The sequence below is a fragment of the Terrabacter sp. 2RAF25 genome (assembly GCF_052115265.1).
Taxonomy (GTDB): domain Bacteria; phylum Actinomycetota; class Actinomycetes; order Actinomycetales; family Dermatophilaceae; genus Terrabacter.
This window is the reverse complement of the sequence record NZ_JBFRGJ010000005.1, coordinates 1-21,242: the sequence shown is the minus strand read 5'-3', so window position 1 is coordinate 21,242 and position 21,242 is coordinate 1. Positions and strand designations below refer to the sequence as shown.

General features: G+C 71.0%; 20 protein-coding genes. 17 read left to right on the top strand and 3 right to left on the bottom strand.

The window, feature by feature from the left end; genetic code table 11:
- Positions 1–32: 32 nt before the first annotated feature.
- The gene (locus AB4091_RS13820) at positions 33–962 is read right to left on the bottom strand and encodes a prolipoprotein diacylglyceryl transferase (RefSeq protein WP_442292332.1); all 930 of its coding nucleotides are present in this window, start codon (positions 960–962) and stop codon (positions 33–35) included.
- A gap of 471 nt (positions 963–1,433) precedes the next feature.
- Here AB4091_RS13820 and AB4091_RS13815 point away from each other — a divergent pair, with 471 nt between their 5' ends.
- The 7 genes from AB4091_RS13815 to AB4091_RS13785 all read left to right on the top strand — a co-directional run bounded on the left by AB4091_RS13815 (position 1,434) and on the right by AB4091_RS13785 (position 7,623).
- On the top strand, positions 1,434–1,988 hold the full coding sequence (locus AB4091_RS13815; protein ID WP_442292331.1) for an HIT family protein: 555 nt from the start codon (positions 1,434–1,436) through the stop codon (positions 1,986–1,988).
- A gap of 26 nt (positions 1,989–2,014) precedes the next feature.
- The gene (pgsA, locus tag AB4091_RS13810; protein ID WP_442292330.1) at positions 2,015–2,638 is read left to right on the top strand and encodes a phosphatidylinositol phosphate synthase; all 624 of its coding nucleotides are present in this window, start codon (positions 2,015–2,017) and stop codon (positions 2,636–2,638) included.
- The gene (locus tag AB4091_RS13805; protein ID WP_442292329.1) at positions 2,635–3,618 is read left to right on the top strand and encodes a phosphatidylinositol mannoside acyltransferase; all 984 of its coding nucleotides are present in this window, start codon (positions 2,635–2,637) and stop codon (positions 3,616–3,618) included. Before pgsA ends, AB4091_RS13805 begins: the two co-directional genes overlap by 4 nt.
- Complete coding sequence (locus tag AB4091_RS13800; protein ID WP_442292328.1) at positions 3,615–4,784, top strand: glycosyltransferase family 4 protein; 1,170 nt, start codon at positions 3,615–3,617, stop codon at positions 4,782–4,784. The genes AB4091_RS13805 and AB4091_RS13800 overlap by 4 nt, the downstream gene beginning before the upstream one ends.
- Entirely contained in the window at positions 4,781–5,332 is a 552-nt protein-coding gene (locus AB4091_RS13795) for a hypothetical protein (protein ID WP_442292327.1), read from the top strand. Before AB4091_RS13800 ends, AB4091_RS13795 begins: the two co-directional genes overlap by 4 nt.
- A gap of 160 nt (positions 5,333–5,492) precedes the next feature.
- Complete coding sequence (gene pdxS / locus AB4091_RS13790; protein ID WP_442292326.1) at positions 5,493–6,428, top strand: pyridoxal 5'-phosphate synthase lyase subunit PdxS; 936 nt, start codon at positions 5,493–5,495, stop codon at positions 6,426–6,428.
- 172 nt (positions 6,429–6,600) lie between these two features.
- The gene (locus tag AB4091_RS13785; RefSeq protein ID WP_442292325.1) at positions 6,601–7,623 is read left to right on the top strand and encodes a DUF4037 domain-containing protein; all 1,023 of its coding nucleotides are present in this window, start codon (positions 6,601–6,603) and stop codon (positions 7,621–7,623) included.
- Here the strand turns inward: AB4091_RS13785 and kynU are convergent.
- Positions 7,616–8,869 (bottom strand): kynureninase, encoded by a 1,254-nt coding sequence (kynU, locus tag AB4091_RS13780; RefSeq protein ID WP_442292324.1) that lies wholly within the window; start codon positions 8,867–8,869, stop codon positions 7,616–7,618. The two genes, AB4091_RS13785 and kynU, sit on opposite strands and share 8 nt — an antisense overlap.
- Before the next feature lie 138 nt (positions 8,870–9,007).
- Between kynU and pdxT the strand changes: the two genes are divergently transcribed.
- From pdxT to AB4091_RS13730, 10 genes are all read left to right on the top strand, one after another.
- The gene (gene pdxT, locus AB4091_RS13775) at positions 9,008–9,718 is read left to right on the top strand and encodes a pyridoxal 5'-phosphate synthase glutaminase subunit PdxT (protein ID WP_442292323.1); all 711 of its coding nucleotides are present in this window, start codon (positions 9,008–9,010) and stop codon (positions 9,716–9,718) included.
- On the top strand, positions 9,715–10,473 hold the full coding sequence (locus tag AB4091_RS13770; RefSeq protein WP_442292322.1) for a YebC/PmpR family DNA-binding transcriptional regulator: 759 nt from the start codon (positions 9,715–9,717) through the stop codon (positions 10,471–10,473). The genes pdxT and AB4091_RS13770 overlap by 4 nt, the downstream gene beginning before the upstream one ends.
- Before the next feature lie 137 nt (positions 10,474–10,610).
- On the top strand, positions 10,611–11,267 hold the full coding sequence (ruvC, locus tag AB4091_RS13765) for a crossover junction endodeoxyribonuclease RuvC (protein ID WP_442292321.1): 657 nt from the start codon (positions 10,611–10,613) through the stop codon (positions 11,265–11,267).
- On the top strand, positions 11,264–11,866 hold the full coding sequence (gene ruvA, locus AB4091_RS13760) for a Holliday junction branch migration protein RuvA (RefSeq protein WP_442292320.1): 603 nt from the start codon (positions 11,264–11,266) through the stop codon (positions 11,864–11,866). Before ruvC ends, ruvA begins: the two co-directional genes overlap by 4 nt.
- Entirely contained in the window at positions 11,863–12,990 is a 1,128-nt protein-coding gene (gene ruvB / locus AB4091_RS13755) for a Holliday junction branch migration DNA helicase RuvB (protein ID WP_442292319.1), read from the top strand. Before ruvA ends, ruvB begins: the two co-directional genes overlap by 4 nt.
- Positions 12,991–13,242: 252 nt before the next feature.
- Complete coding sequence (gene yajC, locus AB4091_RS13750) at positions 13,243–13,629, top strand: preprotein translocase subunit YajC (protein ID WP_442292318.1); 387 nt, start codon at positions 13,243–13,245, stop codon at positions 13,627–13,629.
- Positions 13,630–13,636: 7 nt separating this feature from the next.
- Positions 13,637–15,562, top strand: coding sequence for a protein translocase subunit SecD (gene secD / locus AB4091_RS13745; protein ID WP_442292317.1), 1,926 nt, complete (start codon positions 13,637–13,639; stop codon positions 15,560–15,562).
- A complete protein-coding gene (gene secF, locus AB4091_RS13740) occupies positions 15,559–16,716 on the top strand; it encodes a protein translocase subunit SecF (RefSeq protein ID WP_442292316.1) in 1,158 nt (385 codons plus the stop codon). The genes secD and secF overlap by 4 nt, the downstream gene beginning before the upstream one ends.
- A 67-nt stretch (positions 16,717–16,783) precedes the next feature.
- Positions 16,784–17,308 (top strand): adenine phosphoribosyltransferase, encoded by a 525-nt coding sequence (locus AB4091_RS13735; protein ID WP_442292315.1) that lies wholly within the window; start codon positions 16,784–16,786, stop codon positions 17,306–17,308.
- Positions 17,309–17,336: 28 nt separating this feature from the next.
- On the top strand, positions 17,337–19,637 hold the full coding sequence (locus AB4091_RS13730; RefSeq protein WP_442292314.1) for a RelA/SpoT family protein: 2,301 nt from the start codon (positions 17,337–17,339) through the stop codon (positions 19,635–19,637).
- Between the two features lie 75 nt (positions 19,638–19,712).
- On the opposite strand, the gene AB4091_RS13725 is transcribed toward AB4091_RS13730, so the two are convergent.
- The gene (locus AB4091_RS13725) at positions 19,713–21,068 is read right to left on the bottom strand and encodes a DUF349 domain-containing protein (protein ID WP_442292313.1); all 1,356 of its coding nucleotides are present in this window, start codon (positions 21,066–21,068) and stop codon (positions 19,713–19,715) included.
- Positions 21,069–21,242 lie beyond the last annotated feature (174 nt).

Genomic DNA, 21,242 nt, shown 5'->3' with positions numbered 1-21,242 from the left:
GCCGGGCGACGACCGCTTCGAGGTCTACGCCGTCAGTCTGGGCTGACCGTCGAGGGTTCCGGGCCCGGCGACGACGTGCGTCGGGCCCGGAACCGCACGAGACCTGCCAGGCCGACCACGAGGAAGACCGCTGACAGGTACTGCGCCTGGCTGAGGGCCCACGGTCCGTGCAGCTCGTTGACCCGGAACGGCTCGATGAGCAGGCGCTCGACCGCGGACAGCACGATCCAGAGGCTGAAGAGCCAGCCCGAGCGGAACGTGTGCCGGCGCAGTGCCCACAGCACGCCGAAGAGGGCGAGGCCGATGACCGTCTCCCAGACGGGGGTGGGGTGGACTCCGGGCGCCGGGATCTGGACGCCGACGATGTTCCCCTCGTACTGCTGGGCCCAGAGCCACGTCGGCAACCACGCCGGCTTGCCGGCCGGGTCGGCGACGACCCCCCAGTCGCCGTCGCCCGAGACTTGGCACCCGATTCGTCCGACGGCGTAGCCGAGCATGAGCGCCGGAGCGGCCGCGTCGAGGAACGGTGGGACGCGGATCCCCTTGCGCCGCAGCATGAGGACGCCGACCGCAGTCGCGACGACAAGGCCTCCGATGATGTTGAAACCGTTGCTGCTGAACACCTGACCGACCGGGTCCGCGAGGGCTGCGCCGGGGTCCTCGAGCACGGAGAAGAGCTTGGCGCCGGCGATACCGGACAGCAGCATCGCCGCCGCGAACGTCGTCGTGAACTCGTCGAGCTGTTCGAGCGACCTGGGGGCCGCTGCGTTGCCCTGGTCCTCGGGCACGAGCTCTCCGGTCGCCCAGCGCCGACGCAGCTCGAGGCGCAGCACGAAGGTCGCGGCGACGAGAGCGACGAGAACCAGGAGCCCGAACATCGGCATCGGGAGTGGCAGGTCGACGCCCGAGAGGGCCTTCACGACGTCGCTGAGGTAGGGATAGGACTCGTCCGGCAGGGGCACAGCCGGACCCTAGGTTCCGCTCGTCCACGGGGGCAAGCTCGGCCCGCGACGACACCCGGGACGGGGTGTCGCCACGGACACGCCGGTTGTGACGGCGTACGCCGAGAATTCTTCGCGGATCCTCTTGTCAGACGCCCTGCCGTGGTCTACAAATGACTTACCGATCCGTTTCGGCGGAGCGGTTTCTGACTCACCTCGGTGAGACAGAACAGAAGGCCCGGGAACTCATACTTCCCGGGCCTTCACCTCTCTCAGGTCTCTCAGCGCGCCGTCCGGCGCGCCCGTTGGCACCTCAGCCCCGCGGCTCTCACACCCGCGGGGCTGATCTGCGTCCGGGTCCGCGTGGCTCGTCCCAGGCGTGTCGATTTCGGCTTCGGGCCCAGGACACGGTTCAATGGTGTCGGCCCTGCGGTGTGTGAGACCGCGGGGCCGCTCACGTTCCCCGCCGGTGCCCCCCTAGGATCGACAACCATGACGGAGCAGGGGAGCGCGCCCGAGGCGGCCGAGGACTTCGCCCATGTCGAGGACGGCTTCCAGCGGCTGTGGACGCCGCACCGGATGGCCTACATCCTGGGCGACAAGCCGACCGAGGCTCCGGGTCATGGCTGCCCGTTCTGCTCCGCCCCGAGCAAGCCCGACGCCGAAGGCCTGATCGTGCACCGCGGCGAGCACTGCTACGTCGTCATGAACCTCTTCCCGTACAACCCGGGGCACGTGCTCGTCTGCCCCTACCGGCACGTGTCGCTCTACGTCGACCTGACCGACGAGGAGACGACGGAGTTCACCGCCCTGACGAAGCAAGCCATCCGTGCCCTCCAGGGGGCCTCGGAGCCGCACGGCTTCAACCTCGGCATGAACCAGGGCGCCGTCGCGGGGGCGGGCGTCGCCGCGCACCTGCACCAGCACGTCGTGCCGCGCTGGAGCGGCGACTCGAACTTCCTGCCCATCGTGGGTCAGACCAAGGCGCTTCCCGTCCTGCTGGAGGACACCCGCGCCCGCCTCGTAGCCGCCTGGCCCGCGGGCTGAGCCGCGGTCGTTACGCTGTCACCACCATGCTCAACAGACTCCTGCGCGCGTCGATGACCCGGATCCTCGCACCGATCGCCCACCTGTTCCTCCGTCTCGGCATCAGCCCCGACATCGTCACGATCGTCGGAACGGTAGGGGTCTGCGTCGGCGCACTCGCCTTCTTCCCCCGCGGCAACATCTGGATCGGGGTGCTCGTCATCACGGCGTTCGTCTTCTCCGACAACGTCGACGGCATCATGGCCCGCGAGTCCGGGCGCTCCAGCAAGTGGGGCGCCTACCTCGACTCGACGCTCGACCGCATCGGCGACAGCGCCATCTTCGGCGGGCTCGTGCTCTACTACGCCGGCCCGGGTGCGAACTTCTGGATGGCGGGCCTCGCGCTCGCGTGCCTGATCCTCGGCAGCGTGGTCTCCTACGCCAAGGCGCGCGCCGAGGGTCTCGGCTACACGGCCGACGTCGGCATCGCCGAGCGGGCCGACCGCCTCGTGGCGGTGCTCGTCGCGGCCTTCTTCGCCGACCTCTTCAACTCGACGCTGCTCCTCGGCGTCGTGCTCGGCCTGCTGGCCGTCGCCAGCTTCGTCACCGTGCTCCAGCGCATGGTGACCGTGCGTCGCCAGGCCCTCGCGTCCGGCGAGGTCGGCGCGTGACCTCCGTCGTCCGCCGGGCCACCGACACCGTCAGCGTCCTCGGGTTCAAGATCGGCTGGTCAGCCGTACGCGCCCTGCCGGAACGGGCGGCATACGCCCTCTTCGACCGGGTGGCCGACATCAGCGTCCGGCGGGGTGGCAAGGGCATCGAGCGCCTGCGCTCGAACTACCGACGCGTGCGCCCTGAGCTCGACGAGCGCGAGCTCGAGCACCTCGTGGCGGCTGGGATGCGCTCCTACATGCGCTACTACTGCGAGGCCTTCCGCCTGCCGTCGCTGAAGCGTGAGCAGATCGACGCCGCCGTGGTCACCAGGGGGGCCGAGGAGGTCGCCGAGCTGTCGGCACGCGGTGAGGCCGCCATCGTGTTCGTGGGTCACCTCGGCAACTTCGACCTCGCCGCAGCGTGGTCGGCGGGCAACCTCATGCCCGTGACGACGGTCGCCGAGCGGCTGAAGCCGGAGGAGGTCTACCAGGAGTTCGTCGCCTTCCGGCGCTCGATCGACATGGACATCATCCCACTGACCGGGGGCGACGACCCCTTCCACGGGCTGCTCACGGCCGCACGCGGCGGCGGACGGCTCATCGCCCTGGCCGCCGACCGTGACCTCACCAACGGCGGCGTCGAGGTCGACCTGCTCGGTCATCGCGCCCGCATGGCCAAGGGCCCGGCGGTGCTGTCGCTGATGACCGGGGCCCCGCTCTACGCCGCCCGCATCTGGTACGAACCGGCGCCTCGTGGCGAGGGGCTGGGCGGACACCGCACCGTCATCGAGTTCAGCGACCGCCTCGTCCCTCGCGTCGAGGGCCCGACGGGGGCGAGGGCTGCCGACCTCATCCAGCAGTGTGCCGACCACCTCGCCGTCACGATTCGCGAGCACACGTCGAGCTGGCACATGCTGCAGCGGGTCTTCGTCGACGACCTCGACCCGTCCAAGGACCCCGTGCACGACGCCACCACGGCCGCCGGGGCGACCCCGTGAGGGTGGGCATCGTCTGCCCGTACTCCTTCGACGTGCCGGGCGGGGTGCAGTTCCACGTGCGAGACCTCGCCGAGCACCTGATCGGCCAGGGGCACGAGGTCTCGGTGCTGGCGCCTGCCGACAGCGAGACCGAGCTGCCCCCGTACGTCACGTCAGCCGGCCGCGCCACGGCGGTGCGCTACAACGGCTCGGTGGCGCGCCTCAACTTCGGGCCCGTGACGGCCTCCAAGGTGGGGCGCTGGCTCGACCACGGCGAGTTCGACGTGCTCCACCTCCACGAGCCGGTGACGCCCAGCGTCAGCGTCCTCGCGCTCATGGCGGCCGACGGCCCCATCGTCGCGACGTTCCACACCTCGATGCTGCGCTCGCGCACGATGCAGACGGCCTACCCCATCATCCGGCCCAGCCTCGAGAAGATCGCAGGCCGCATCGCGGTGAGCGAGGACGCCCGCCGCACGGTCACCACCCACGTGGGCGGCGACGCCGTCGTCATCCCCAACGGGGTGTACGTCGACCGGTTCGCCTCGGCGCCGCGTCGCTCCGCGTGGATCGGCACGCCGACCGCCCCGACGATCGCCTTCCTGGGACGCATGGGCGAGCCTCGCAAGGGCCTGCCGGTGCTCGCCGCCGCACTGCCCGCGATCCTCGAGGCAGTGCCCGGGATCCGCGTTCTCGTCGCCGGGCCGGGCGACCCCGACGAGGTGACCGAGGGCTGGCCGAGCGCGGTCGTGGAAGCGTGTGAGTTCCTCGGGGCGATCTCCGACGCCGACAAGGCCTCGCTCCTCGCGTCGGTCGACGTCTACGTCGCGCCGAACACCGGGGGAGAGAGCTTCGGCATCATCCTCATCGAGGCGATGAGCGCCGGGGTGTGCGTGCTCGCGAGCGACCTGTCGGCCTTCTCGCGCGTGCTCGACGGCGGCAGCGCCGGTGCGATGTTCGCCAACGAGCAGCCCGACGACCTCGCCCGAGCCCTCGTCGATCTGCTCCGCAGCCCTGAGCGTCGTGCAGCACTCGCCGGGGCCGGCCAGCAGCGGGCCCGCATCTTCGACTGGTCGGTCGTCGCCGACAAGATCCTCGCCGTCTACGAGACGGTCATCGAGGGGCGGGCAGCGGCGACCCCGTCCCAGGGCCGCTGGAACCGGTTCCTGCGCGGGGGTGCCCGGTGAGCGAGGTTCTCTCCTGGGTCTTCGCGGTCCTCTTCGTCCTGGTCGTCATCGCCTGGTACCTCAGCTACACGGCGGCCCGGCTCGACCGTCTCCACGTGCGCCTGAGCGGAACCCTCGCGGCCCTCGACGCGCGGCTCGTCCGCCGCGCCGAGGCAGCCGTCGAGCTCGCCAACAGCGGCCTGCTCGACGGGGCGACCTCGCTCATCCTCGCGAACGCCGCCGCGGGCTCGCTCGAGGCGCCGGCCGAGCACGGGGACGACCGTGAGCTCGCTGAGAACGACCTCACGGAGGCCCTCGACGTCGCCCTGACGCCCGAGACCGTCGCCGACCTGCGATCCACGGCGTTGGGCACCGACGTGCTGGCCCGGCTCAGCTCGGCGTGCACCCGCGTGCAGCTCGCCCGGCGCTTCCACAACGACGCCGTCACCGACGTGCGCCGGGTGCGGCGCAAGTGGGCGATCCGCGCCTTCCATCTCGCCGGCTACACCCCTCTGCCGCGCACCGTCGAGTTCAACGACGAGGCCCCCGAGCATCTCGTGGTCGCCTGACCGACGCTCACGGACGCCGGGTCGACCACCCGGCGGAGCGACGTGCGTCACAGTGCCGGCTGCGGTCGTGGGGCCGCCGGCGGACCGTGTCGTGCGCCGTGCCCGCGTGGGCCTACCCTGTGTGCATCCCCAGCCCAAGATCACGGGAAAGCAGGACATCGTGAGCACCACCCCGACCACGGGCAGCACGCCCGCGGCTGACCAGCAGTCCACGAGCTCGAAGGGCACGACGCGCGTCAAGCGCGGCATGGCCGAGATGCTCAAGGGCGGCGTCATCATGGACGTCGTCACCGCCGAGCAGGCGAAGATCGCCGAGGACGCCGGCGCGGTCGCCGTCATGGCGCTCGAGCGCGTCCCCGCCGACATCCGCGCCCAGGGCGGCGTGTCGCGCATGAGCGACCCCGACATGATCGACGGCATCATCGAGGCCGTCTCGATCCCCGTCATGGCCAAGGCCCGCATCGGCCACTTCGTCGAGGCGCAGGTGCTCCAGAGCCTCGGCGTCGACTACATCGACGAGTCCGAGGTCCTCACCCCGGCCGACTACGCGAACCACATCGACAAGTGGCAGTTCACCGTGCCCTTCGTCTGCGGCGCGACCAACCTCGGCGAGGCCCTGCGCCGCATCACCGAGGGCGCGGCGATGATCCGCTCCAAGGGTGAGGCCGGCACGGGTGACGTCTCCAACGCCACGACGCACATGCGCCAGATCCGCCAGGAGATCCGCCGCCTGCAGAGCCTCCCCGAGGACGAGCTCTACGTCGCGGCCAAGGAGCTCCAGGCCCCCTACGAGCTCGTCAAGGAGGTCGCCGAGGCCGGCAAGCTCCCCGTCGTGCTCTTCACCGCGGGCGGCATCGCCACCCCGGCCGACGCCGCCATGATGATGCAGCTCGGCGCCGAGGGCGTCTTCGTCGGCTCCGGCATCTTCAAGTCGGGCAACCCGGCCCAGCGCGCCGAGGCCATCGTCAAGGCGACGACCTTCCACGACGACCCCGACGTCATCGCCAAGGTGTCGCGCGGCCTCGGCGAGGCGATGGTCGGCATCAACGTCGACGAGATCGCCCAGCCGCACCGCCTCTCCGAGCGGGGCTGGTGACCTTCCGGTCCCACCCGGCATCCCGCTGACGTATGCCGCCGTGCCCCACCGGGTGCGGCGGCATACGTGCGTCGTGGCGTGGACGCCCTCCGTGTGCAAGCGCCCGGACTCCTGACCCCGCTCGTGCTCACGCGGGCCGCGGCGGCCGTCGCTGTGATGGCAGCATCAGGGCGTGAGCCGTTCCGGAACCGAGCTGTCACGGGCCTACTGGTCCGACGTCGTCGAGCCGCTCGTTCGCGGTCGATGGCCCGGGATGCCCTGTGCCGCAGGGCGGCTCGGGAGCGGGTCCGACGTGTTGGGCTTCGACGACGCCATGTCGCGCGACCACGACTGGGGCCTGCGCCTCAACCTCCTCGTCCCCGTTGCGGCCGTGCCAGAGGTCGATGTTCACCTCGCCTCGACGCTGCCGGACTCCTTCCGTGGCCACCCGATACGTTTCGCGACGACGTGGGAGCCCGTCGTGCGTCACCGGGTCCAGGTCGACTCGGCGCGCGACCTGGCGGTGTCTCGGCTCGGGGTCGACCCGACCGGCGACCTCGGCATCGACGACTGGCTGTCGCTCACCGGCCAGGCCGTGCTGGAGATTGTCGGGGGCGCGGTCTTCGCCGACGACGACGGCGAGCTGGACGGCATACGTCGTCGGCTGCAGTGGTATCCCGACGACCTCTGGCGTCACCTCGTGGCGACCGACTGGGCGCGGATCGGCCAGGAGCTTCCCTTCGTGGGGCGCACGGGGGAGCGTGGCGACGACCTCGGGTCGCGCGTCGTCACCGGCCGGCTGGCCCACGTGGCGATGCACCTCGCGCACCTGCTCCACAGGCGGTGGCCGCCCTACGCGAAGTGGCTCGGCACGAGCCTGTCGGCCCTCCCGGCCGGTGAGGCCGTCACCCGACCGCTGACCGACGCCGTGTCGGCAGCGCGGTGGACCGATCGCGAGGCAGGCCTCGTCCAGGCTCTGCGCGTGCTGACCGGGATCCAGCGGGGCGCCGGACTGCCCACCGTCGACGACCCGGTCGAACCGTTCTGGGACCGCCCCTTCGCGGGCGTGCGCGAGCAGGTCGTGCAGGTGCTCGAGGACTCGGTGACCGACCCCGAGGTGCGCACGCTGGCGCGCGGCGTGGGGTCGGCGGAGCAGTGGAGCGCCAACGTCGACCTGCTCGTCGACGCCGCACTCCGTCGACCGCCCGTCAGGTGACCGCACCCCGCTCGGCGAACTCGGGCTGCTCGAACTCGCGGGTGTCGAGCACCTCCTTCACGTGCTTGGCGGCGCGGACGGCGTCGACGTGGGTCACGTAGAGCGGTGCGAAACCGAGCCTGATGATGTCGGGCTCGCGGAAGTCGCCGATGACGCCCCGCGCGATCAGCGCCTGCACGACAGCGAAGGCCTGGGGGTGGCGCAGCGAGACCTGCGAGCCGCGGCGTGCGGGCTCGCGCGGCGTGGCCAGGGGCAGGTCCACACCGAGCTCGTCGAGGGCGTCGATGAACGTGCCGGTCACCGACAGCGAGGCGGCCCGCACGTCTGCGGGGGAGAGTCCGTCGTATGCCGTCAGCGCCGCCTCGAGGGCCAGCACCGACAGCAGCGGCGGTGTGCCGACCCGCGCCCGCGTGATGCCGGGGGCCGGCTCGTAGTCGGGGCGCATCTCGAAGGGACGGGCATGGCCCTGCCAGCCGGTGAGCGGCTGATCGAAGTCGTTCTGGTGGCGCCGCGCCACGTAGAGGAACGCGGGCGCGCCCGGGCCTCCGTTGAGGTACTTGTAGCCGCAGCCCACGGCGAGGTCGGCACCGCCGGCATCGAGGTCCACCTCGAGCACGCCGGCCGAGTGGCACAGGTCCCAGCACGCCAGCGCGCCCACCGCGTGCGCAGCCTCGGTGATGGCCGGCAGGTCCCAGACCTCGCCGGTGCGGTAGTCGACGCTCGAGTAGGACGCGAGGGCCAGGTCCTCACCGATCTCACTCATGGTGGCCACCGCATCGCGCGGGTGGACGCGACGCACCTCGAGACCGGCCAGCGCGGCGGCCGACTCGGTCATGTAGAGGTCGGTGGGGAACGAGTCGGGGTCGGTGAGCACCACGCGCCGCCCCGGGCGCAGGCGCCCCGCACCGACGACCGCCTTGAACAGGTTGACCGACGTGGAGTCCGTGACGACGACCTGTCCGGGTGCGGCGCCGACGAGTCGGCCGACCGTGTCGCCGACCCGCGTCTGGGCACCCCACCAGTCGGCCTCGTTCCACGACCGGATGAGCCGCTCTCCCCACTGCCGGTGCATGACGTCGTCGACGACGGCCGGCACGGCACGGGGGAGGGCGCCGAGCGAGTTGCCGTCGAGGTAGATGACGCCCTCGGGCAGGTCGAAGCGGTCACGCGTGTCGCGCAGCGGCGACTCCGCGTCGGCGCGCTCGGCGCGGGCGAGAAGGGCGTCGTGGGTGTGCACCGTCGTCATGGCGGCAACGTAGCCGGTGGGCTCGCCGTGGCGTCAGGGCAGGTACGACAGCCGTCTCGCATGCCAGACGGTTCGTCGGTGGCTCGCGTCGGGGAGCCCCACGACGGATCGGTCGCGGCGCAGCCCTACGCTTGCCCGGTGAGCACCACGACCACCGACGGCGAGACCATCACGACGCCGGCACCAGGAGAGCGGGTGCGCATCGGCGTCCTCGCCGTGCAGGGCGACGTGCGCGAGCACCTCGACGCGCTGACCGCCCTGGGGGCCGAGGCCGTCACGGTGCGCCGCCCCGCCGAGGTCGAGCGGGTCGACGGCCTCGTCATCCCGGGCGGCGAGTCGACCGTCATGGACAAGCTCGTGCGCGCCTTCGAGCTGCGCGAGCCCCTGCTGCGCCGCATCGCGGAGGGCATGCCGGCATACGGCTCCTGCGCCGGGATGATCATGCTCGCCGACCGCATCGTCGATGCCCGACCCGACCAGCAGACCCTCGGTGGCCTCGACGTGACGGTGCGGCGCAACGCCTTCGGCCGCCAGGTCGACTCGTTCGAGCAGGACCTCGAGTACGCCTGGTCCGACCCCGTCGCGAGCGGAACCGTGCACGCCGTCTTCATCCGCGCACCCTGGGTCGAGGACGCCGGCCCGGACGTCCAGGTGCTCGCCCGCGTGAGCGAAGGAGCGGCCGCCGGTAGGATCGTCGCGGTCCGGCAGGGCAACCTGATGGCCACGTCGTTCCACCCCGAGGTGGGCGGCGACCGCCGGATCCACGCCGAGTTCGTCTCGATCGTCAGAGCGCACCGACTCCAGCAGTCCGGTGCCAGCCAGTCACCGGAACGCGAGGACACTGCATGAGCGGCCACTCCAAATGGGCCACCACGAAGCACCAGAAGGCGGCCAAGGACGCCAAGCGCGGCAAGCTCTTCGCCAAGCTCATCAAGAACATCGAGGTCGCGGCCCGTCAGGGCGGCGCCGACCCCACCGGCAACCCGACCCTCTACGACGCTATCCAGAAGGCCAAGAAGACGTCGGTGCCCAACGACAACATCGACCGCGCGGTCAAGCGCGCCTCGGGTGCCGAGGCCGGTGCGGCCGACTGGCAGACGATCATGTACGAGGGCTACGCGCCGAACGGCGTCGCGGTGCTCATCGAGTGCCTCACCGACAACCGCAACCGTGCCGCCGCCGAGGTTCGCACGGCGCTGACCCGCAACGGCGGCCAGCTGGCCGACCCGGGATCGGTGTCCTACGTCTTCAACCGCAAGGGTGTCGTCACCGTCCTCAAGGAGGCCGGCTCCGAGGACGACATCCTCGAGGTCGTGCTCGAGGCCGGCGCCGAGGAGGTCAACGACAACGGCGACACCTGGGAGATCATCTCCGAGGCCACCGATTTCGTCGCGGTCCGCAAGGCGATCCAGGACGCCGGCATCGACTACGAGTCGGCCGAGGCATCGTTCGTGCCGAACCTCCAGGTCCCGCTCGACCTCGACGGCGCGAAGAAGATGATCCGCGTCATCGAGGCCCTCGAGGACAGCGACGACGTGCAGAACGTCTTCGCCAACGGCGACATCCCCGACGACGTGCTGGCGCAGCTCGACGACGAGGAGTGAGCTCCGGCTCGACATCAGGTGCGGAGGCACGCCGGGGACCGGCGTGCCTCCCGTCGTTTCGGGGGAGGGCGGTTAGCGTTGTCCCGAACACCTGTTCGGATGGTCCGAGACTCCCGACGCCCCCAAGGAGGTATGCCGTGCGCGTCCTCGCAGTCGACCCCGGGCTCACCCGGTGCGGCGTGGGCGTCGTCGACGGCGTCCCCGGGCGCAAGCTGTCCCTCGTCGAGGTCGGTGTCATCCGCACGCCGTCGGGTGACCCGACGCCGAAGCGGCTCGTGGCCGTCGAGGACGAGATGCGGCAGTGGTTCGCCCGGCACCGGCCCGAGGCCGTGGCCATCGAGCGCGTCTTCGCCGACACCAACGTGTCCACGGTCATGGGCACCGCCCAGGTGACCGGCATCGTCATGATCATCGCCGAGCGGCTCGGTCTGCCCGTCACGCTCCACACGCCCACCGAGGTCAAGGCCGCGGTGAGCGGCAACGGTCGCGCCGACAAGGCACAGGTGACCACGATGGTGACCCGGCTGCTCGGACTCGACACCCCGCCCAAACCGGCCGACGCCGCCGACGCGCTCGCCCTCGCGATCTGTCACGTCTGGCGCGGTGGCACGCAGAGCCGGCTCGAGGAGGCGCGGGTCGAGGTGCTCGCGCGCACGGCAGGCCGGGGGAGCGGCATACCCCGTCGGGTCCCGCCGGCCGCCGTCCCGCCGGTGCAGCGGCTGCGCGCCGCCTCCAACCAGCTCGCCCGCACCACCCGACCCACCCGACCCACCCCTGGAGCCCAGCCCCGATGATCGCCTCGCTCTCCGGCACCGTCCTCAAGGTCGGCCTCGACTCCGTCGTGGTCGGCGTCGGCGGCGTCGGCATGCTCGTGCACACGACGCCCGCCACGGCGACCTCGGTGCGCCTGGGGCAGCCCACCGAGCTGGCCACGAGCCTCGTCGTCCGCGAGGACTCGCTGACCCTCTACGGCTTCGCCACCGACGACGAGAAGCACGTCTTCGAGACCGTCCAGACGGTCTCCGGCGTCGGCCCCCGGCTGGCCCTCGCCGTCCTCGCGGTGCACACGCCCGACGCCGTGCGGGTGGCCCTCGGCACCGCTGACCTCGTCGCGCTGACCAAGGTGCCCGGCATCGGCAAGAAGGGCGCCGAGCGCATGGTCCTCGAGCTCAAGGACAAGCTCGGCGCGCTGCCGGGCTCGGCCGGGCACGCAGAGCCGGTCCACCTCGACAGCGGCGAGGCCTGGCGCGAGCAGGTGGGCGAGGCCCTCGTCGGGCTCGGCTGGACGGCCCGTCAGGCCGACGACGCCCTCGACAAGGTCGCACCCCTGGCCGCCGACGGCGCCGGGGTCTCCGCCCTGCTGCGCGCAGCCCTGCAGGAGCTCGGGCGATGAGCGTCGACCGGTCCTGGGACGTCGACGAGGCACCCGACGTGTGGGAGGACGGCTTCGACGCGACCGCCCGCATCGTCGACGCCCGCAGCGACACCGACGAGCGCCAGGTCGAGGCGGCCCTGCGACCCAAGCGCCTGGACGACTTCCCCGGGCAGCCGCGGGTGCGCGAGCAGCTCGGCCTCGTCCTCAAGGCGGCCCGCCGTCGGGGCACTCCGCCCGACCACGTGCTGCTGTCCGGCCCGCCCGGCCTCGGCAAGACGACGCTCGCGCTGATCGTCGCGAGCGAGCTCGAGCAACCCATCCGCATCACGTCCGGGCCCGCAATCCAGCACGCCGGCGACCTCGCGTCGGTGCTGTCGTCGCTCGCCGAGGGTGAGGTGCTCTTCCTCGACGAGATCCACCGCATGTCGCGCTCCGCCGAGGAGATGCTCTATCTCGCGATGGAGGACTTCCGCGTCGACGTCATCATCGGCAAGGGTCCCGGTGCCACCGCCATCCCGCTCGAGCTGCCGCCGTTCACGGTGGTCGGGGCGACCACGCGGGCGGGCCTGTTGCCGGCGCCGCTGCGCGACCGCTTCGGCTTCACCGGCCACCTCGACTACTACGCGGCCGCCGACCTCGTGACGATCCTGCACCGTTCGGCCCGCCTCCTCGGCCTCGACGCCGACGACGACGGCATCCGCGAGATCTCCCTGCGCTCACGCGGAACACCCCGCATCGCCAACCGGCTGCTCCGACGCGTCCGCGACTGGGCGCAGGTGCACGGCGACGGCCGGGTCACCCACTCCGCCGCCCGGCGGGCGCTCGAGCTCTTCGACGTCGACGAGCGAGGCCTCGACCGGCTCGACCGGGCCGTCCTCGACGCCCTGTGCCGCCGGTTCAACGGCGGACCCGTCGGCCTCTCCACCCTCGCGGTGGCGGTGGGGGAGGAGCCCGACACCGTCGAGACGGTCGCCGAGCCCTACCTCGTGCGCGAGGGGTTCATGGTCCGTACGCCTCGGGGCCGCGCTGCCTCGACGCTCGCCTGGCAGCACCTCGGCCTCACGCCGCCGGTCGAGGCCCAGTCGATGTGGTCCGCGACCCTGCCCATCGGGGAGTCCGGCGGAGGCCGCTTCGACTCGTGAAGGGCCCACCGAGCCACGCCCTCGGCGCCGTCTCCAGCCCGCCGAGCGCGACCAAAACGTGACACGAGGTTGCGTCTCAACGGCCCGCCTTGGTCTGACAAACTGCACCGGCGCACGTAGACTCCTGCGGGCACCATCGCCGCTGCCGCGGCACCATCCGGTGCTCCCGGTCGTTGACGCGAGACCCGACCCGAACCGAAGGGTCGCGGTGTGCGCCGGACGACCGACGAAGATGCGAAGGACTGAGCTGACATGAACAACACCGGGGCCTTCTCGTTGCTGATTTTCGCGCTGCCCCTGCTGCTGCTGGGCTGGCTGTTCTTTACCCAGAACAAGCGGATGAAGCAGATGCGCGAGTTCAGCTCGTCGCTCAACGTCGGCGACCACGTGGTCACCTCGTCCGGCGTCTACGGCACCGTCAAGCACCTGGACGAGAGCACCGCGTGGCTCGAGATCGCGGAGGGCACCACGGTCCGCTTCGACCGCCGCGCCATCGCGATGAAGCAGGCCGACGCCGCGACGATGCCCGGCACGCCGGCAGCCCAGGGCGCCACGGGCACCACGGGCTCCACGGGCAACGACTCGGTCCCCGACGATGCCGCGGACGCAGCTCCGGGTTCTCACCAGAACGGTCAGTGAGGGTTTCGTGGCACGCAGCTCCACCAAGAAGTCGGCGAGACGCAGCCTCCTGGCGCTGATCGTCGTCATCCTCGGCCTCGGCGGCCTCGTCGGCGGTCTCACCGCCTGGGGTGGCGGTTCGACCACCCCGCGCCTGGGCCTCGACCTCGAGGGCGGCACGGAGCTCGTGCTCCAGCCGGTCCTCGTCGGCGCCGAGAAGATCAACGAGGGTCAGGTCAACCGCGCCGTGGACATCATCCGCCAGCGCATCGACGCCAACGGGGTTTCCGAGGCCGAGATCGCCACCCAGGGCGGCCAGAACATCGTCGTGTCGATCCCGGGCACGCCGTCGCCCGAGCAGCTCGACGCCATCCGCAAGCCCTCGCAGCTGCGGTTCCGCGCCGTCTTCGTGCAGGCGCTCGACACCAACGCGACGCAGGTCAGCCCGGGCAGTGGCACGACCGGCACGCCCACCCCGTCGGGCACCGCGACCGGCACCCCCACCACGCCGGCCTCCGGCACGCCGTCCGCCACGGGCGCGGCCACACCGTCGACGTCCGCGACCGCCCAGAACGGCGCCGTGCCCGGCGCCCTGCGTGCGGCCACCACCCCGGCAACGCCGACGGGCAAGGCCACCGCGAAGCCCACCACGCCGGCCCCTGCTGCGACGACGACCGCTCCGGCGGCGCCGACCGCGCCGACTGCGGCCCAGACCGAGGCCGCGATCCAGGCGCAAGCCGTCAAGGGCCTCACCGGCATCGGCTGGACCCAGGCCAAGGCCGCCGAGGCAGCCACCAAGGTCGCCAAGCAGTACGTCGCCCTCAACTGTGCGACCCCCGGCGCCGTCGACAAGATCCTCGACGACCCCGACCAGCCGCTCGCCACGTGTGGCGAGGACCGTGCCACGAAGTACGTCCTCGGCCCGAGTGAGATCAACGGCAGCGAGATCGCCGACGCGAGCAGCGGCTACCAGCCCGGCCCGAACGGCCAGCCCACCTCGATCGTCGAGGTCGCGCTCTCGTTCAAGGACGCCGGCAAGGCCAAGTTCGCGGCCGTCACGAAGCGTCTCTACGGACTGCAGTCCCAGCCGCCGCTCGACCAGTTCGCCGTCGTCCTCGACAAGAGCGTGATCACGGCGCCCCAGGCACGCGCCGTCATCTCTGACGGTCGCGCCTCGATCACCGGGTCGTTCACCATCGACTCGGCCAAGCAGCTCGCCGAGCAGCTGAAGTTCGGCGCGCTGCCGATCTCGTTCGCGCTGCAGACGCAGGACAACATCACGCCGCAGCTCGGTGAGGAGCAGTTGCGCATCGGCCTGCTCGCGGGCTTCGTCGGCCTGCTGCTCGTCGTGGTCTACTCGCTCATCCAGTACCGCGCGCTCGGGTTCGTCACCGTCGCCTCGCTCGTCGTGGCCTCGATCATCACCTACCTCTCGGTCACGGTGCTCGGCACGACGCACGGCTTCAGACTGACGATGGCGGGCGTCACCGGCCTCATCGTCGCGATCGGCGTCACGGCCGACAGCTTCATCGTCTACTTCGAGCGCATCCGTGACGAGGTGCGTGACGGACGTCCGCTCGTCGCGGCCGTCGAGACCGGCTGGAAGCGCGCCCGCCGCACGATCATCGCGGCCGACGCCGTGAACTTCATCGCTGCCGGTGTGCTCTACTTCCTCGCCTCGAGCAACGTGCGCGGCTTCGCCTTCACCCTGGGCCTGACGACGCTCATCGACCTCGCGGTCGTGATCCTCTTCACCCACCCGATGGTGCAGCTGCTCGCTCGCACCACGTTCTTCGGCGGCGGCCACAAGTGGTCGGGTCTCGACCCGCAGCGCCTCGGCGCCAAGGACACCCTTCGTTACCGGGGCCGTGGCCAGTTCGGGTCGCCCGGCACCCAGCGCCCGCCCGCCACCGTGGGCTCGGCCCGCGTCGCCGAGGGGAAGGCCCAGGCATGATCAACTTCGCTCAGGTCGGCAACGACCTCTACACGGGCAAGCGCTCGATCGACTTCATCAAGCGCCAGAAGACCTGGTACGCCCTCTCGGCCGTGCTCATCGCCCTGGCCCTCGTCGGCATCTTCGTCAAGGGTCTGAACTTCGGCATCGAGTTCAGCGGAGGCTCCGAGTTCCGCATCCAGGGCGTCACCAACAGCCAGGGCTACGAGGAGAAGGCGCAGACCGCCATCGCCGACGCCGGCATCCAGGGCAACGTCGTGTCGACGATCGTCGGCCAGAACACCGTCCGGGTGCAGTCCGAGGCCGCGTCCGAGCGCACCGACGAGGCGACGGCTGCCCTTGCCAAGGAGTTCGGCGTGCCGGCGAGCTCGGTGAGCGCCTCGCTGATCGGACCCAGCTGGGGCCAGTCGGTGAGCCAGCAGGCGATCCAGGGTCTCGTGGTCTTCCTCATCCTCGTGACGATCGTGATGGCGCTCTACTTCCGAACGTGGAAGATGGCTGTCTCCGGCCTGGTGGCGCTGCTGCACGACCTCGTCATCACGGTCGGCATCTACGCGCTCTTCGGCTTCGAGATCACGCCGTCGTCGATGATCGGCTTCCTGACGATCCTCGGCTACTCGCTCTACGACACCGTGGTCGTCTTCGACAAGGTGCGGGAGAACACCGCCGATGCGTTCCGCACCAAGCGTTCCACCTACTCGGCGGCCGCCAACCTCGCGGTCAACCAGACGCTCGTCCGGTCGATCAACACCACGGTCGTCGCGCTCCTGCCGATCGCCGCTGTCCTCGTCGTCGGCTTCACGCTGCTCGGCCCGGGCACGCTGCTCGACCTGTCGCTCGCCCTCTTCATCGGCATCGGGGTCGGCGCCTACTCCTCGATCTTCATCGCCACCCCGCTGCTCGTCGACCTGCGGCGCAACGAGCCGGCCGTCCGCCAGCTCGACAAGTACGTGGCGCGGCACGGCGCCTCGTCGGCTGTAACGGGGGCAGAGGTGCCCGATGACGCAGCCGAGACGGTCGCCGTCGGGTCCGACTCCACCGGGGCCGCTGCGTCCACCGGGCTGCCCGACGGCGCACCGCGACCCGTGCACAAGTACGCCCAGTCCGCCGGACCGCGCAACCAACCCAAGCGCGCGCCCAAGTCCCGCCGCTGACACAGGTGGCCCGCCGCGGCGGGCCACCTGTCCGCATTTCCGCTCTCGACACCCAGCAGGAGCCGGCGTGAGCCAGACCAGTGACCTCGTGGCAGCGAGGGTCCGCGACGTGCCCGACTTCCCGAAGCCGGGCGTCGTGTTCAAGGACATCGCCCCGCTCCTCGCCGACGGGGCGGCCTTCAGGTCCCTCGTCGACGACATCGCGCAGCGCTACTCGGGTCGGGTCGACGTGGTCGCCGGCATCGAGGCTCGCGGCTTCATCTTCGGAGCACCCGTGGCCCTCGCCCTGGGGCTCGGCTTCGTGCCGATCCGCAAGGCCGGCAAGCTGCCCGGTGACACCATCGCCTCCTCCTACTCCCTCGAGTACGGCACCGCCGAGGTCGAGGTGCAGGCCGACGCGTTCGAGTCCGGTGCCCGCGTGCTGCTCATCGACGACGTGCTGGCCACGGGCGGCACTTCGGCAGCAGCCTGCGAGCTGATCGAGCGCGGCGGCGCCGAGGTGACCGCCCTCGAGTTCGTCATCGAGCTCGGCTTCCTCGACGGCCGAGACCGTCTCGCGGACCGGCCCGTCAACGCCATCCTCACGGTGTGACCTCGGGCCGACCGCCTAGACTCTCTTCATGAGCGAGGACGTCCGCAGCGAGCTGTCCACCCCGTCGCGGGTGCGCGCCCGCTTCGCTCGCTTCGGTGCCGCGCGCCCTGCGGGCAACCCGGTCCTCGAGCCGCTCATGACGGCCGTCCGCCAGAACCACCCCAAGGCCGACCTCTCGGTCATCGAGCGGGCGTATGCCGTCGCCGAGCACGCGCACGACGGGCAGATGCGCAAGAGCGGCGACGCCTACATCACGCACCCGCTCGCCGTGACGACGATCCTCGCCGAGCTGGGCATGACGCCCCCGACCCTCGCTGCCGCGCTGCTGCACGACACCGTCGAGGACACGGCATACGGCCTCGACGAGCTGCGACGTGACTTCGGTGACGAGATCGCGATGCTCGTCGACGGCGTCACCAAGCTCGACAAAGTCACCTACGGTGAGGCCGCCCAGGCCGAGACCGTGCGCAAGATGGTCATCGCGATGGCACGTGACATCCGCGTCCTCGTGATCAAGCTCGCCGACCGGCTCCACAACGCCCGCACGTGGCGCTACGTGAGCCCCGAGTCGGCCAAGCGCAAGGCGAACGAGACCCTCGAGATCTACGCCCCGCTGGCCCACCGGCTCGGCATGAACACCATCAAGTGGGAGCTCGAGGACCTCTCGTTCGCGACGCTCTACCCGAAGGTCTACGACGAGATCGTGCGTCTCGTCGCGGAGCGCGCGCCGGCCCGTGAGGAGTACCTCGCCGGGGTGCGCGGACAGGTCACCGAAGACCTCACCGCCGCCAAGATCAAGGCGGTCGTCACGGGACGGCCGAAGCACTACTACTCCGTGTACCAGAAGATGATCGTGCGCGGCCGAGACTTCGAGGAGATCTACGACCTCGTCGCGGTCCGCGTGCTCGTCGACACGGTGCGTGACTGCTACGCGGCGCTGGGCGCCCTTCACTCGCGGTGGAACCCGGTGCCGGGCCGGTTCAAGGACTACATCGCGATGCCGAAGTTCAACATGTACCAGTCGCTGCACACGACGGTCATCGGACCCGAGGGCAAGCCGGTCGAGATCCAGATCCGCACGCACACCATGCACCGTCGTGCCGAGTACGGCGTCGCGGCCCACTGGAAGTACAAGGACCAGGCCAGCGGGGGCGGTCCCGCGCGCCCGGGCGAGATCACCCCGCAGAACGACATGGCGTGGCTGCGCCAGCTGCTTGACTGGCAGCGCGAGACCGAGGATCCCGGCGAGTTCCTCGACTCGCTGCGCTTCGAGATGGGCAGCAGCGAGGTCTACGTCTTCACCCCGAAGGGGTCGGTCGTCGCGCTGCCGGTGGGTGGCACGCCCGTCGACTTCGCGTATGCCGTCCACACCGAGGTCGGGCACCACTGCATCGGTGCGCGCGTCAACGGCCGGCTCGTACCACTCGAGTCGACGCTCGAGAACGGCGACGTCGTCGAGGTGCTCACGTCCAAGGCCGACGGCGCCGGCCCGTCGCGCGACTGGCTCCAGTTCGTCAAGAGCCCGCGCGCGCGCAACAAGATCAAGCAGTGGTTCAGCAAGGAGCGCCGCGAAGAGGCCATCGAGGCCGGCAAGGACTCCATCGCCAAGGCGCTGCGCAAGCAGAACCTCCCCTTGCAGCGGCTCATGAGCCACGACTCGATGACGGCCGTCGCGACCGACCTGCGCTACCAGGACATCGAGGCCCTGTATGCCGCGGTGGGCGAGGGGCACGTCTCCGCGCAGCACGTGGTCGGCAAGGTCGTCGCGTCGATGGGCGGCGTCGACGGCGCCACCGAGGACCTCGCCGAGGCAACCGTTCCGACGCGGGCCGCCAGCCGTCGGCGCCCGGGTGACCCCGGTGTCGTGGTCGTCGGCACGGCCGACGTCTGGGTCAAGCTCGCCAAGTGCTGCACCCCCGTGCCCGGCGACCCCATCATCGGGTTCGTCACGCGCGGCAACGGCGTCTCGGTCCACCGCGTCGACTGCACCAACGCCGACCAGCTGACCGCCAACCCCGAGCGCCTCATCGACGTGGAGTGGGCGCCGAGCTCGGCCAGCGTCTTCCTCGTCCAGCTCCAGGTCGAGGCGCTCGACCGCAACCGCCTGCTCAGCGACGTGACGCGCGTGCTGTCCGACCAGCACGTCAACATCCTGTCGGCGTCGGTGCAGACGTCACGTGACCGCGTCGCCATCTCTCGGTTCACGTTCGAGATGGGCGACCCGGCGCACCTCGACCACGTGATCAAGGCGGTGCGCCGCATCGACGGCGTGTTCGACGTCTACCGGGTCAGCGGCAGCAAGTCGACCGACGCGGTCATGCGCAGCTAGCGCGACTTCCTCCTCCGAGCAGACGAGAGGCCAGCCCCCCGGTGGGGAGCTGGCCTCTCGACGGTCGGGGTGGGGTCAGCCGCCGAACTCGGCCACGCCGGCACGGGCCTGGTCGAGCCACACCTGACGGGCTTCGAGGGCCTCGCGGGCCTTGCGCACCTTGCTGGCGTTGCCGGAGGCCTCAGCCTTGGCGAGGTCGTCCTCGAGGTCGGCGACGGCGCGCTCGAGCTGGTCGACCATCGCCTTGGCTCGGGCGGCCACCTCGGGGTTGCTCGACTTCCACTTGCGGTCCTCGGCGTCACGCACGGTCTGCTCGACCCGACGCATGGCCTTCTCGACCCGCTCCATGTCGGCCCGCGGTACCTTGCCCGCGGCATCCCACTTGTCCTGGATCACGCGCAGCTGGCCCTTGGCCTTCTCGAGGTCGGTGACCGGGAGGATGGCCTCGGCCTCGACGAGCAGGCTCTCCTTGACGGTGAGGTTGCCGCGGAACTGCTCCTCCTCGGCGGCGACGACCTCGTCCTTCGCCGCGAAGAACGCGTCCTGAGCTGCCTTGAAGCGTGCCCACAGCTTGTCGTCGTCGGACCGGCTCGCCCGGCCCGCACGTCGCCACTCGTCCATGAGGCGCTTGAAGCCACCGGCGGTCGCGGCCCAGTCGGTGCTCGTCGCCAGCTTCTCGGCCTCGCCGACGAGGCGCTCCTTGACCGACTTGGCATCGGCGTGCGCGGCGTCGAGGCCGGCGAAGTGGCTGCGGCGTGCCTTGTCGAAGCCGTTGCGGGCAGCGCTGAACCGCTGCCACATGGCCGACTCGGTCTCGCGGTCGAGGCGGGTGGCCGCGCGCTGGTGTGCCTTCCACTCGTCGAGCAGCTCGCGCATGCGGGCGCCGCTGCTCTTCCACTGGATGCGGCTCTCGGGCTGGGCGGCGATCGTCTCTGCCTCGGCCACGATCTTCTCGCGCTCCGCTGTCGCAGCCGCGCGCGCCTCGGCCCGGTGCTGCTGCTCGACGTTGCGCTTGGCCGCGAGCCCGGACTGGATCTCGTCGAGCTTCGTCGCCAGGGCATCGAGGTCACCGACGACGGTCGCGTCCTTCACCTGTGCCGCAAGGGTTTTCAGCCCCTCGGCGACGTCCTTGGACGGGACCTCGGGCTGCGAGAGACGCTGCTCGAGAAGCACGGCCGAGGCAAAGAGCTCGTCGTACTTCCGCGCGAAATAGGTCAGGGCCTCGGCGTCGCTGGCGCCGGGGTAGGAGCCGACCTCCTGCTCGCCCTCCTTGGTGCGCACGAAGACCGTGCCGTTCTCGTCGACCCGACCGAAGGCGGCCGACGCCGAGTGGTCGGTCGTGATGGCCGGGGGAGCGACGGCGGTCACCGCCGGGTGCGGCACGGCCCTGGCCAGGGCGGCCGGCGTCGGGATCGCTGACGGCTTCGGCACTGGTGCGGCCGGGGTCTCCGCCTGAGGAACAGACTCGGCAGACTCGGCAGACTCGGCAGACTCGGCAGACTCGGCAGACTCGGCAGACTCGGCAGACTCGGCAGACTCGGCAGACTCGGCAGACTCGGCAGACTCGGCAGACTCGGCAGACTCGGCAGACTCGGCAGACTCGGC

What these genes read in the sequence shown, in the direction of transcription:
- AB4091_RS13815 (WP_442292331.1), top strand. Translation starts at nt 1,434, where the DNA reads ATGACGGAGCAGGGGAGCGCGCCCGAGGCGGCCGAGGACTTCGCCCAT.
- pgsA (WP_442292330.1), top strand. Translation starts at nt 2,015, where the DNA reads ATGCTCAACAGACTCCTGCGCGCGTCGATGACCCGGATCCTCGCACCG.
- kynU (WP_442292324.1), bottom strand. Translation starts at nt 8,869, where the DNA reads ATGACGACGGTGCACACCCACGACGCCCTTCTCGCCCGCGCCGAGCGC.
- AB4091_RS13770 (WP_442292322.1), top strand. Translation starts at nt 9,715, where the DNA reads ATGAGCGGCCACTCCAAATGGGCCACCACGAAGCACCAGAAGGCGGCC.
- ruvA (WP_442292320.1), top strand. Translation starts at nt 11,264, where the DNA reads ATGATCGCCTCGCTCTCCGGCACCGTCCTCAAGGTCGGCCTCGACTCC.
- ruvB (WP_442292319.1), top strand. Translation starts at nt 11,863, where the DNA reads ATGAGCGTCGACCGGTCCTGGGACGTCGACGAGGCACCCGACGTGTGG.
- yajC (WP_442292318.1), top strand. Translation starts at nt 13,243, where the DNA reads ATGAACAACACCGGGGCCTTCTCGTTGCTGATTTTCGCGCTGCCCCTG.
- secF (WP_442292316.1), top strand. Translation starts at nt 15,559, where the DNA reads ATGATCAACTTCGCTCAGGTCGGCAACGACCTCTACACGGGCAAGCGC.
- AB4091_RS13730 (WP_442292314.1), top strand. Translation starts at nt 17,337, where the DNA reads ATGAGCGAGGACGTCCGCAGCGAGCTGTCCACCCCGTCGCGGGTGCGC.